This window comes from Ovoidimarina sediminis, from assembly GCF_032586175.1.
In the GTDB taxonomy this organism is placed as follows: domain Bacteria; phylum Pseudomonadota; class Alphaproteobacteria; order Rhodobacterales; family Rhodobacteraceae; genus Ovoidimarina; species Ovoidimarina sediminis.
This window is the reverse complement of sequence record NZ_JAWHTE010000014.1, coordinates 1-11766: the sequence shown is the minus strand read 5'-3', so window position 1 is coordinate 11766 and position 11766 is coordinate 1. Positions and strand designations below refer to the sequence as shown.

At 61.2% G+C, this 11766-nt stretch carries 10 protein-coding genes; 7 read left to right on the top strand and 3 right to left on the bottom strand.

Features of this window, described 5'->3' with window-relative positions:
- Positions 1-56: 56 nt before the first annotated feature.
- The gene (locus RXV90_RS15800) at positions 57-1013 is read right to left on the bottom strand and encodes an NAD(P)-dependent oxidoreductase (RefSeq protein ID WP_316649837.1); all 957 of its coding nucleotides are present in this window, start codon (positions 1011-1013) and stop codon (positions 57-59) included.
- Between the two features lie 167 nt (positions 1014-1180).
- Between RXV90_RS15800 and RXV90_RS15795 the strand changes: the two genes are divergently transcribed.
- The 3 genes from RXV90_RS15795 (at position 1181) to RXV90_RS15785 (ending at position 4371) form a co-directional block, all read left to right on the top strand.
- On the top strand, positions 1181-2464 hold the full coding sequence (locus tag RXV90_RS15795) for a DUF3422 family protein (RefSeq protein ID WP_316649836.1): 1284 nt from the start codon (positions 1181-1183) through the stop codon (positions 2462-2464).
- Positions 2465-2531: 67 nt separating this feature from the next.
- Complete coding sequence (locus RXV90_RS15790; RefSeq protein ID WP_316649835.1) at positions 2532-3122, top strand: DUF2585 family protein; 591 nt, start codon at positions 2532-2534, stop codon at positions 3120-3122.
- An 82-nt stretch (positions 3123-3204) separates the two neighbouring features.
- Positions 3205-4371: a M20 aminoacylase family protein gene (locus RXV90_RS15785; RefSeq protein ID WP_316649834.1), complete on the top strand. Its 1167-nt coding sequence runs from the start codon at positions 3205-3207 to the stop codon at positions 4369-4371.
- Positions 4372-4386: 15 nt separating this feature from the next.
- Here RXV90_RS15785 and RXV90_RS15780 read toward each other — a convergent pair whose 3' ends face one another.
- Complete coding sequence (locus RXV90_RS15780) at positions 4387-6009, bottom strand: AMP-binding protein (RefSeq protein WP_410482376.1); 1623 nt, start codon at positions 6007-6009, stop codon at positions 4387-4389.
- Positions 6010-6149: 140 nt separating this feature from the next.
- Between RXV90_RS15780 and moaA the strand changes: the two genes are divergently transcribed.
- Genes moaA through RXV90_RS15765 form a run of 3 tightly spaced genes read left to right on the top strand, consistent with a single transcriptional unit; the run spans position 6150 to position 9486 of the window.
- Positions 6150-7160, top strand: coding sequence for a GTP 3',8-cyclase MoaA (gene moaA / locus RXV90_RS15775; protein ID WP_316649832.1), 1011 nt, complete (start codon positions 6150-6152; stop codon positions 7158-7160).
- The gene (locus RXV90_RS15770; protein ID WP_316649830.1) at positions 7160-8428 is read left to right on the top strand and encodes a 3-deoxy-D-manno-octulosonic acid transferase; all 1269 of its coding nucleotides are present in this window, start codon (positions 7160-7162) and stop codon (positions 8426-8428) included. The genes moaA and RXV90_RS15770 overlap by 1 nt, the downstream gene beginning before the upstream one ends.
- Complete coding sequence (locus RXV90_RS15765; RefSeq protein WP_316649829.1) at positions 8425-9486, top strand: glycosyltransferase family 4 protein; 1062 nt, start codon at positions 8425-8427, stop codon at positions 9484-9486. The genes RXV90_RS15770 and RXV90_RS15765 overlap by 4 nt, the downstream gene beginning before the upstream one ends.
- On the opposite strand, the gene RXV90_RS15760 is transcribed toward RXV90_RS15765, so the two are convergent.
- Positions 9483-10802, bottom strand: a complete 1320-nt coding sequence (locus RXV90_RS15760) for an MFS transporter (protein ID WP_316649828.1) — start codon at positions 10800-10802, stop codon at positions 9483-9485. The genes RXV90_RS15765 and RXV90_RS15760 overlap by 4 nt on opposite strands.
- Positions 10803-10911: 109 nt before the next feature.
- On the opposite strand from RXV90_RS15760, the gene RXV90_RS15755 reads away from it, so the two are divergent.
- Entirely contained in the window at positions 10912-11574 is a 663-nt protein-coding gene (locus RXV90_RS15755) for a hypothetical protein (RefSeq protein WP_316649827.1), read from the top strand.
- The last annotated feature ends 192 nt before the right edge of the window (positions 11575-11766 follow it).

The following is an 11766-nucleotide window of genomic DNA, read 5'->3' as shown; positions in this document are numbered from 1 at the left end:
CGGAGGGGCGCTGCCCCTCCGGACCTCCCCGGAGTATTGTTGCCAAAATGAAATGTTCAGCCGCGCCAGACGGTGACCTCGTAGCCCGGTTCTTCGGGCTCGTCATCGACAATTTCCGCGGGGAAGCCCGGAGCGCGGATGTCGAGGCCGGTTGGTTCCTCGTAGCGACGGATGATGTTTGGCGAGTTCTCGCGCGGCCCATACGCTTCTATTGCTTCGCGGAATATCTCTACGATCATCGGCGATAGCGTAAGCGGGACACCGCGGCTTTCTGCGATTTCCTGGAAGAGCCCCACGTCCTTCAGGACGAGATCCATCGTGAAGCTGATGTCTCGGGAGCCGTTCAGGATTACCTGGCTTTCGGTCTCATGAACAAATGAGGTGCCCGAGGAGATGCGGATCGCCTCGTACGTGGTGGCGAGATCGAGCCCGGCGGCCTTCATTGTTGTCAGTGCCTCGGCACAGCTGACCAGATTGACCGTGGCGAGGTAATTCGTCATCACCTTGAGCGTTGATGCGGTGCCGACATCGCCAGTGTGAAGAACGCGCCGCCCGAGCGTGGTCAGCACGGGGAGCACTTCCTCGAAAGTCTCTCGCGTACAGCCAGCAAAGATCGAGATATTGCCCGTGGCCGCGCGATGACAGCCGCCAGAGACCGGGCAGTCAACCGCCAGCGCGCCCTTCGCCGTCACCAGGGACGCCATGCGGCGTACTTCATCGGTATCGGTTGTCGACATCTCGGCCCAGATCTTACCTTCCGAGAGGCCGGCAAGAAGGCCGTCCTCTGCTTCCATCACCGCCGCGCAGGCCGCGGGTGACGGCAGGCAAGTGATGACCATGTCGCAGGCTTCAGCCATCTCGCGCGGGCTTTCGGCCCAATGGGCGCCCTGCGCGAGGAACGGTTCCGCCATTCCGCGATCGAGGTCGCGCACCGTCAGGTCGTAGCCGTTTCTGAGAAGGCTGGCTGCAAGCTTGCCGCCCACATTGCCCAGCCCGATGAACCCGATTTTCATGTCATTCGCTCCCTGCAAGTTTCGCGGCCAACCGGCCATAGCGGGAGCCATCTGGTCTTGCTTGTTTGCGACCGATCCCGGTCGGTCCACGATGGTGTACAGCTAAGCCGTCAGAAACGTTGTCTTTTTTTGTTTACAGGGGCGTTTCGCGCGCTAGGGTCGCTGGCATGGCGGAACTGAAGGATCACCCCCTGCGCTATGCGCTTGCGAACGAGCTTCACGCGCGGCCGTTCCCGCCGCTCGAGGCGCCTTGCCGGGCGGCCTACGTGGCGATCAAACGGCCCGAAGAGGCAGCAGCGCGGGATCGTGATGTCGATCGTGCGCATCTTATCGATCTTCTCGACAGGTTTGGCGCACCGCATCCGCAGCCGGGGGCGACGCATTGGTTCGGGCAGATCGGCAAGCACCAACTGAAATGGGAAAGTCACACGGAATTCGTGACTTACACGGTATTTGGCCCTGGCAATGCTGAGCGGCCGTTTGATGCGCGCACCTTCGAGGTGTTTCCCGAAGAGTGGCTTGATCGTGCGCCCGGAGTGCGGATCACCTCTGCTCTGATCCGTGTCGAGATGTGGGATGGCGAGGCCGATATCCGTCCGAAGCTAGACGACTGGTTCGTGCCGGAGAGCCTGGCCGCCAGCGTTGTCCTCGATCGGACGGCGCTTGTTGCAGGTGATTTCCGGATCGACAGTGCCGGGCACATGCGCTTCGGCGTATTTGTCAAACCAGATACTGGCCCGCGTCGGGTGGGACGTATCGTTCAGCGGCTTTGCGAAATCGAAACTTACAAGGCGATGTCGATGCTTGGCCTGGCGCGGGTGCGCGAGCTTGGTCCCACGATGGCGCAACTCGACAACGAGCTGACCACGCTGATGGGGCAGATGACAGGCAGTTCGGCGGGAGCCGAAGAGACTCTCGGGGCACTTCTGAAGATCTCGTCGGAACTCGAGAATATTCTGGCGCGGAGCGCTTTCCGTTTTGGAGCGACCGGGGCATACGAGGCGCTTGTGACCCAGCGGATCGCAGTGCTGCGCGAAGAGCGGTATCACGGACGGCAAACCTTCGGGGAGTTCATGATGCGCCGGTTCGATCCGGCCATGCGTACCGTGAAGGCGGGGGAAGGGCGGCTTCACGCGATGTCGGAGCGGGCGATGCGGGCGGGCAACCTTCTTCGTACCCGCGTGGATGTGGAACGTTCCGCGCAGAACCAGGACCTTCTGGAAAGCATGAACCACCGGGCCGACCTGCAACTGAGGTTGCAGCGCACTGTCGAAGGCTTGAGCGTGGTGGCGATCAGCTACTACGCGGTGAACCTTGCAATCTACGTTCTCGGGCCGGTGGGGGCGGAACTCGATGTTTCCAAGCTTGTTCTGACAGCAGTCGTGACACCGGTGGTCATCCTCGCGGTATGGGCGCTTATACGGCGGCTCAGGCGGGACATGGAACGGTGATGCTTTTGCATCCTGCATATCGCGATGCCTTGCGCACGAATAGGTAACGCGACAGAAGTTGCCGAGGATGCGCAGCGAAAGCCCCCACACGATCTGGTCCTTCGCGGCTGCCTTGGCCGGAGCCGCGCTGATCGGTATCACCCTCTACGCCTGGGGCCAGCCTCTGATCTGCACCTGCGGGGAGGTGCGGTTCTGGGTGGGCTCGGTCTTTTCCAGCGGGAACTCTCAGCATATCGCGGACTGGTATACGCTGTCGCATATCGTGCACGGGTTGCTGGTTGTGCTTCTCGGGCGACTCTTGGTGCCGGGATGGGGATTCGCCGGGCTCTTTGCCGTTGCCATCGTTACCGGAGTTGCGTGGGAAATCGTGGAGCACACCGATTGGGTACTCGATCAGTTCCGCGCGACGACCCTCTATCAGGGGTATCTGGGCGACAGCGTGCTGAACGCCGTCAGTGATTACCTCTGGATGCTGGGCGGGTTCCTTGTGGCATGGCAGTTGCGGTCATTCTGGGTACTTCTGATCATCCTCTGTTTCGAGATCGTGGCCGCCAGCGTTGCAAGGGACAGCCTGGCCCTTACAACTTTGATGCTGATCTACCCGGTAGAGGCGATCGAGGCATGGCAGCAGGAGATCAACCCCAACGCGGTTAAGTGATCGCCGGTTTCGATTGACGGCTGCGTGGCCTGCGCCTAGGTCCAAAGGGTCCCGAATGAGCCGCGCAAGGAAGCTTTTCACCATGCCCATCCGCAATCGATTTGCCGAACTTCTTCCCGAGATCGCCGAGTGGCGCCGCGATATACACGCTCATCCGGAATTGCAGTTCGATACGCACCGAACAGCCGGACTGGTGGCCGAGAAACTCAAGGAATTCGGCTGTGACGAGATCGTGACGGGGATCGGAAAGACGGGTGTCGTCGGCATCATCAAGGGCAGGACCAATACATCGGGGCGCACCGTGGGGCTTCGAGCCGATATGGACGCGCTTCCTATCCATGAAGCGACCGGCAAACCCTATGCCTCCAAGACCGAAGGGGTGATGCATGCCTGTGGCCATGACGGTCACACGGCGATGCTTCTGGGCGCGGCGAAGTACCTTTCCGAGACGCGAAACTTCGACGGTACGGTGGCGGTAATCTTTCAGCCTGCCGAGGAGGGCGGCGGCGGCGGCCGAGAAATGGTCAATGACGGGATGATGGAGCGATTTGGGATCAACGAGGTTTATGGCATGCACAATTGGCCCGGGATCGCGACGGGCGAGTTCATGACCCGGCCGGGACCATTCTTTGCCGCCGCGGATCTTTTCGAAATCAAGGTCAAGGGTCGGGGCGGGCATGCGGCGCGGCCACATGTGACAATCGATACGACGGTGGTGGCAAGCCATATCGTTCTGGCTGTCCAGTCGATTGCCAGCCGGAACGTGAGCCCCGTGGAGCAGGTCGTCGTCACAATCAGTTCGTTCCACACTGACAGCGTCGCATTCAACGTGATCGCGGAGGACGTGACGATGCGGGGTACGGTTCGCACGCATAATCCCGAAGTGCAGGATCTGGCAGAGGCGCGCCTGAAGGAACTCGTGACGCTGACAGCGGAAGCCCACGGCGCGACGGCCGAGGTGGACTACCAGCGGAATTATCCGGTGATGCGGAATACCGAGGAGGAAACCGGCTTTGCAGCGAAAGCCGCGGCGGTGGTGGCGGGGTCTTGCGGGGATGCGCCCCTGGTGATGGGCGGCGAGGATTTCGCATTCATGCTCGATGTCCGTCCCGGTGCCTACATGCTGGTCGGGAATGGTGAGGACTCGGCGATGATCCACACCGCGACTTATGATTTCAACGACGAGACGATCCCTGCCGGATGCTCGTGGTTCGCCGAGATCGTGGAGCAGCGCCTGCCGGCGGCGTAGCCGCATTTTTCGCAGTTATCTGTCGCGCCATTCGTCGCGGAGGGCCCGGCGCATGACCTTGCCAGTGGCAGTCGTAGGCAGGCTTTCGACAATCTCGACACGGCGTGGGGCGGCATGAGGGCTGACACGGTCGCGGACGCGGGCGATCAGCCTTGCCTTCATGGCGCCATCCCGATCCGCCCCCTCCCGAAGGACGACAAAGGCCGTTACTGCTTCTGTCCTGACCAGGTCGGGCAGGCCGACAACAGCGGCGTTCACCACGTCCTCGTCACCGGTTAGGCAGTTCTCGATTTCGGTGGGACCGATACGGTAGCCCGCGGACGTGATAACGTCATCATCGCGGCTGACGAAGGTGAAGTAGCCCTCGCTATCGCAAGTGCCGAGGTCGCCGGTTCGCAGCCATCCATCCTTCACCTTTTCTGCCGTCGCATCTGGCCGGTTCCAGTACCCGAGAAACATCACCGGGTCGGGGGCGCGGACGCAGATTTCGCCCGTTTCGCCATCGGGGACAGGCTTTCCCGCGGCATCCAGGATCGCAACCTCGTGGCCAGGTACGGCGCGGCCCATGGTGCCCGGGCGGATATCCATCGCCTGGTGGCAGGTGGAGATCACGAGATTGCACTCGGTTTGTCCGTAAATCTCGTTGATCGGGGCGCCGAGCACATTCTTCCCCCAGTCGTGCAGATCTGCGCCAAGGCTTTCACCACCTGAACCGATCGAACGAATATCGACACCCTTTGGCACGTTGGCCCGGCGCATGAGTTTTAGCGCCGTGGGCGGAAGGAACATGTTGCGGACCCGGTGATCGCGGATCAGGGCAAAGGCCTCGTCGGGGTCGAACTTTCGCATTCGATGACTGATGAGGGGGACGCCGTGGTAGAGGCAGGGCATTGCAAGATCCATGAGGCCGCCGATCCATGCCCAGTCTGCCGGTGTCCAGCCCATGTCACCGGCTTGGGGCAGGAATTCGTGCTGGAGTTCGACTGAAGGCAAATGGCCGATCAGGAAGCGATGGGCATGCAGCGCGCCTTTCGGTGCCCCGGTCGTACCAGAGGTGTAGATCAGGATGGCAGGGTCGTCGGCCTGGCTAAGGATAGGGGTATGAGCTTCGGATGCCGCTTTGATTTCATCCTCAAAGGACGGCAGTCCAGAGGTGCCGGCGCCGGTGACGAGGATATGCGAGAGTTCGGGGCAATCGAGAGTGGCAAGCTTGGCCGAATTGTCGGGATCCGTAACGCATACGCGCGCCCCGGAGTCGGAAAGGCGGAATGCCAGTGCTTCTTCCCCGAACAGAGTGAAGAGCGGGAGGGCGATTGCGCCGAGTTTCATGGCAGCGAAGTGAGTGATCATCACCTCGGGGCACTGGGGCAGGAGGATCGCGACGCGATCGCCTCGTTCTACACCGCGGCTTCGAAGGGCATTTGCAAGGCGATCGGAAGCACGTTTGAGATCACCGTATGTCCAGGTTTCGGTTGTTCCGCCTGAGGTGATGTGATGGATCGCGGGGCGCTGTGGCTCTGCACGGGCCCATACATCGCAACAGGCTGCGGCCATGGAAAACTCGTCGGGAATTGACCAGCGGAACTCCGACCTCAAACTGTCCCAATTTGCGGGGCGCTCAATTGCGCGGCGGGCCATGCACGTTCCCTTTAATTGAACATATGTTCAGTTATGTCACGGATTGCGCCGATCTTCAATCGCGCCGGTGTGACCTTGCTCATAATCCGTGACGTCTCAGGCTTGCAGGGGTCAAGGCGTTTCAGTACCGTCTCCCGGCAATGACAGATGCACCGCTTATTGACCCGTTTCATCGTGCCATCACCTACCTGCGGGTGTCGGTAACGGACCGTTGCGATTTTCGCTGTGTCTATTGCATGTCGGAGAACATGACTTTCCTGCCCAAGAAAGAGCTTCTGACGCTGGAAGAACTTGACAGGATGTGTTCGGCTTTCGTGCGTCTCGGGGTAGAAAAACTGCGGATCACCGGGGGCGAGCCTCTGGTGCGCAAGGGGATCATGACTTTCTTCAACGCAATGTCGAGGCACCTCGACAGCGGCGCGCTGAAGGAATTGACGCTGACGACAAACGGAAGCCAGCTTGCGCGGTTTGCCGGCGAACTGAGTTCTGCCGGTGTGCGGCGCATCAACGTCTCGCTCGATACGCTTGACGAAGACAAGTTCGCGCAGATCACACGTTGGGGGCGTTTGCCCCAGGTGATGAAGGGGATCGATGCTGCGCAAGCGGCGGGAATGCGCATCAAGATTAATGTCGTCGCGCTCAAGGGCTTCAACGAGGACGAGCTTTTTCCGATCGTTGACTGGTGCGCAGAGCGCGACATGGATCTTACCTTCATCGAGGTCATGCCGATGGGTGATATCGGCAATGAAAACCGGCTGGGCCAGTATTGGTCGCTGAAAGATCTGCGGGCGAAACTTGCTGAGAGGTTCACGCTGATCGATCTGGCTGAACGCACTGGTGGTCCTGCCCGCTATGTCCAGCTTCAGGAAACCGGGCAGAAGATCGGATTTATCACGCCGCTCACACACAATTTCTGCGAAAGCTGCAACCGGGTGCGGATCACCTGCACCGGCGAGATCTACATGTGCCTCGGACAGGAGGATATGGCAGATCTGCGCGCACCGTTGCGTAGCCATCCAGAGGACGATCGACCCCTGGAAGAAGCGATCCGCACCGCAATTGCGCTGAAGCCCAAGGGACATGATTTCGACTATTCCCGCCAGGAGCTTGGCGGGCAAATGTCGCGGCACATGAGCCATACGGGCGGCTGATGACTTCCCCGGATCCCGGTTCCGTTTACCGGGTTTATTCCGTTCTTGCCGGCCTTTTGGAAGCGCCAATCCGCTCACGTGATGCCACCAAGCTGCGCGAGGCAGGAGTATCTGCAGATCGGCTGGGCGAACGTAACGGGATCGCGGCCGCAAAGCGCCCGTCTGGGCCACTGGCCTGGGTTCATGCCGTCAGCGTAGGCGAAAGCCTGTCGGTCCTCGGGCTGATCGGCGATCTTGCGCGGGCCCGGTCCGATGTGTCTTTCTTGATCACAACGACATCGGCAACGTCGGCCCGCATGGTGGCAGATCGCCTGCCGCCGCGATCATGGCACCAGTTTGCCCCGCTCGATACGCCTGGTGCTGTGTCCCGCTTTCTCGACCATTGGCGACCGGACCTTGCGGTGTTCGTGGAAAGTGAGCTTTGGCCGCGCCAGATCGTGGAAGCGCATAGGCGGGGTACCCGGCTTGCGCTGGTGAACGCGCGGCTTTCGTCGCGGTCTTTGCGGCGGTGGCGACGGTTGCCGAATCTCGCGGCGGCGCTTCTGAGTCGGTTTGAAGCGATCACGACCCAGACGTCGGAAACTGCGGAGGCGCTTGTCGCGTTGGGCGCAGATGCGGATCGAGTGACGGCAACCGGGGATTTGAAATCGGCCGCGGATCCGTTGCCGGTGGATGACGAAGAGCTTGCCGGCATGATGCAGGTTTTGGCAGATCGGCTTCTCTGGATTGCTGCATCGACGCATCCTGGGGAAGAAGAACAGGTGCTTGACGCGAGGCCGCGCGGGCGGCTTCTGATCCTGGTGCCACGGCATCCGGAGCGGGGGGATGCGCTGGCAGAGATGATGCGTGGCCGTGGATTGACGGTAGCGCAGCGCTCGAAGGGCGAGCCTGTGGAGCCCGAGACCGATGTCTATCTGGCCGATACGCTTGGCGAGATGGGGCTTTGGTACAGCCTCGCACCGCTCGCCTTTCTTGGCGGCTCGCTTATGCCCATCGGCGGTCATAACCCGTTCGAGCCCGCACAATTCGGTGTGCCGGTGATCTTTGGCCCCGGCGCGACGAATTTCGCGGAAACGAATGCGCGGATGGTTGCGGCGGGTGGCGCGGTGGAAGTGCCGGATGCCACCGGACTTGCGGCGGCGCTTGACGTCCTAGGTCGGCCCGATGATCTGATGGCGCTGCAGGCTGGTGCTCGCCGGTTTGCAGAGGCGCAAGGAGACGTGCGACGGGTGGTGGCGGAACGGTTGTTGCCGCTCTTGGCGCCATGACCCCCGAGGTCTACATCACGAACTTCAACCCGAACTTCACCGGGGTGTCGGCGACAGCAGCGGCGGTTTCCCGCGTGCAGGCGCGTAAACTGGCCGTTCAGATGGTGGGATATCCCTTGCCTGACTGTCCCGATCCTGTGAGTCGGGCTGAGGCAATCCGCCTTTGCCGTACTGTGCCGGAGGGACGACCGTTCTCTATCTGGCATGTGCGTCGCAATCCAGAGATGCGGGCTGCCATCTGGGCGCGTGACGTGTTGCGGAGGCCGATCCGGATCGTCTTCACTTCGGCGGCTCAGAGGCGGCATTCGGCGGTGCCACGGTGGCTGATCAACCGGATGGATGCGGTGATCGCCACATCCGAAGCCGCCGCAAGTTTCGTGCCTCACGTACGGTCGGTGGTTCCTCACGGCGTGGATACCGAACGGTTTCATCCATCTTCGGAAAAGGCGGCCGCCTGGGGTGAAACCGGCTTCCCCGGCATGCGGGGTGTGGCAACGATCGGGCGGGTGAGGCCCGAGAAAGGCACGGATGTGTTTGTCGAGGCGATGCTTCGGGTTCTGCCGGACTTGCCGGATCTCACAGCCCTCGTCATTGGTAAGATAGCGCGGGAACACAAGGGGTTCGCCGAGGCGCTTAAGGCACGAATTGCAGCTGCAGGTCTTTCCGAAAGGATTTTGTTCGTGGGCGAGATCGCCCCGGAAGAGACACCGATGCTGATCCGTTCCATAACTCTGGTCGTCAACTTGCCACGCTATGAGGGGTATGGCGTAGTACCGCTTGAGGCGATGGCCTCCGGGACACCTTTCGTTGCGAGCGAAGCTGGCCATTACCGCGAGTTTTCCGCTCAGGGGACAGCCGGTCTCGTGGTGCCTGTCGGAGATGCCGATGCGGCCGCCGCGGCGATCCGCACGATGCTGACGGACCCGGATCGCTATCGGGCGGCGCAGGCGGCGGGCAGATCCCAGGTGGAGACAATGTATTCCGTGGAACGCGAGGCGCGCGCGATCACAGATGTCTATCTCGCCCTTTGGTCAGAAGCGGGCGTGCCGCGGACCTAACCCTTCGTCGGCCAACTCGGGTGTAGTGCGTCAATCCTGATTTCGTGAACGTGGTGCCTGCCATCCCGGACGTGGGGGTGATCGGGCGGAAGATCGTCATGGGTGTGTGGCATCAGGCTCGAATCGCTTTTGGGCCAGAGCCGGAGCGCGATGACGAGGCCGAGGATCGCGATAGCTGTTAGGGCGATCAGAGCTGGCACTGGGCCCGCCACCGTCATAAGCCAGCCCGCCAGAGGGTAGGTGACCAGCCAGCAGGCGTGGGACAGTGCAAACTGTGCGGCGAAGATGGCGGGGCGATCTTCGGAATGGGACGATCGGCGCAGGAGACGGCCCGCCGGTGTGAGAGCTGCAGCATAGGCAGCACCCGTGACGGTCCATGTAACAAGCAGCGCAGACCAACTCAGGCCTATGGCGATAGTCCAGATTGCGAGCGCGGACAAAGCGCCGATCTGGCCAAGTGTTCCGGCCACCATGACCTTTCGGTCGCCAATGCGTTCGAGCATCCGGGGTAAGGCAAGGGCGGAAACCATCGAGCCGGCGCCGAATGCGCTTAGGGTCAGGGCCACTGCGCTGTCATCGCGGCCAAGCGTGTCGCGGACCAGCACGACCGTATTCACAAGGACCATTGCGCCGGCGGCCGCTGCGCCGGCGTTGAGGGCCAGAAGACCGCGTAGTCGCGGGGTGGCGAGGTAGATCAGAATGCCTCGTGTTGTGCGCTCCCAGATGCCGCGGCGTTCTGGCGGGCTGGCTGTGGGAAATGTGACGGAAAGGATCAGCAGGCCCGAAGCAAGAAATCCGGCAAGTGTGCCGAAAAACAGCACATCGAAGCTGAACACGAGAAGAAGCGCTGCAGCTATTAGAGGGCTGGCGATGTTTTCGAGATCCTGCGCAAGGCGGGAGAGTGAAAGGGCGTTCGTATAACGATCCTCTTCCTGCAGAACGTCTGGAATCGTCGCTTGAAATGCCGGTGTGAAGGCGGCTGAGGCAGATTGCAGGACGAGGACAAGAAAGTATGCCTGCCAGATTTCTGTGACGAAGGGAAAGACCAAGGCTGCGGCAGCGCGAACAAGATCAAGCGAGACGAGGACGGTGCGGCGCGGCAGGCGTTCGACGAGGGCCGCGGCGATTGGTGAAAGCCCGACATAGGCAATCATCTTGATGGTGAAAATCGTGCCGAGTATGAGCGCTGCGTCTCCACCTGCAAGGTCGTAGGCCAGCAGTCCAAGCGCGACCGTCATCAGCCCGGTCCCAAGAAGTGCCGAGACCTGTGCGGCGAAAAGCGTGCGGAATGTGCGATCTGCGAGGATGCCGAACATCTCGCCAGCTTAAGGGAAGAGATGGGAGAACTGGAATGGGGATTTAGGGCACCACACTGTCATTGCCGCGGGAGAAGGGCCCTTCTAGGCTGTGATCAGGAGATCCGGAATGCGCTCCCTCACCCTTTCCGTACTGTTTGCCTCTTGGTGCGCCTCTGCTGGAGCGGAGACCGCATTTTGTGCAGGCAGTGTGACCGTGGCCGGTGGGGACCCGGCCTTGCGGGCCGAAACCTGTGGATTCGTTGATAAGGCGCTGAAGGGGCTCGCAAGTTGCTCTCTCGTGCTCGACCGACCTATTCGGGTCAACATCGTGGAGACGATGCGCGAAGGCTGCGTCGGTCTCTATCATTGCGGTGAAGACCAAATCGAGCTCGTCGCGCCGGCCTACGCGGAACAAGAGCGATCTACGGAAAGCCCTTTCCGGCACCTGTCGCCGGAAGACTTCTTCGCCAGTGTCGTTACCCATGAGCTTGCCCACGCCGCCTATGATGCCGCAGGGTGCCCGTTTGAAACCTGTCCGGTCACGGATGAATACGTGGCCTATGCGATGCAGGTCCGCTCTTTGTCGCCCGAGCAGATTGCGGCCTTCGAAGACGCCGGCGGGATCGATCGGCGCGTGAGCCGAGAGGAGTTCAGTCAGATTTTCCTGATGATGAACCCCAATGCGTTCGCCGCCCGTGTCTGGGCACATTTCTCACAAAGGCCGGATGGCTGCGCATATCTCGCGCAGATCGTTTCATGGGATATCGTGTTCGATACCGAGCGGCCCTGATCCGCGTTGGCGGACAGAGCGGATCAGACAGTTCCGGGCCGGATGTCTTCGGTGGACCATGGCACCTGCGACGACGTTGGCGCGGGCATGTCCTGTGCCGGTGATGCGCCCTTCGTCTAGAGCCTCGTCCATTTAATCTGCAACATATCCGGCAGCCTTGAAGAGGTTTCGGCACTCGTTTGGTGGAAAGAG

Bases quoted from the DNA above. Each gene is read 5' to 3' on its own strand.
- RXV90_RS15800 (WP_316649837.1), bottom strand. From the start codon at position 1,013: ATGAAAATCGGGTTCATCGGGCTGGGCAATGTGGGCGGCAAGCTTGCA.
- RXV90_RS15795 (WP_316649836.1), top strand. From the start codon at position 1,181: ATGGCGGAACTGAAGGATCACCCCCTGCGCTATGCGCTTGCGAACGAG.
- RXV90_RS15790 (WP_316649835.1), top strand. From the start codon at position 2,532: ATGCGCAGCGAAAGCCCCCACACGATCTGGTCCTTCGCGGCTGCCTTG.
- RXV90_RS15785 (WP_316649834.1), top strand. From the start codon at position 3,205: ATGCCCATCCGCAATCGATTTGCCGAACTTCTTCCCGAGATCGCCGAG.
- RXV90_RS15780 (WP_410482376.1), bottom strand. From the start codon at position 6,009: ATGGCCCGCCGCGCAATTGAGCGCCCCGCAAATTGGGACAGTTTGAGG.
- moaA (WP_316649832.1), top strand. From the start codon at position 6,150: ATGACAGATGCACCGCTTATTGACCCGTTTCATCGTGCCATCACCTAC.
- RXV90_RS15770 (WP_316649830.1), top strand. From the start codon at position 7,160: ATGACTTCCCCGGATCCCGGTTCCGTTTACCGGGTTTATTCCGTTCTT.
- RXV90_RS15765 (WP_316649829.1), top strand. From the start codon at position 8,425: ATGACCCCCGAGGTCTACATCACGAACTTCAACCCGAACTTCACCGGG.
- RXV90_RS15760 (WP_316649828.1), bottom strand. From the start codon at position 10,802: ATGTTCGGCATCCTCGCAGATCGCACATTCCGCACGCTTTTCGCCGCA.
- RXV90_RS15755 (WP_316649827.1), top strand. From the start codon at position 10,912: ATGCGCTCCCTCACCCTTTCCGTACTGTTTGCCTCTTGGTGCGCCTCT.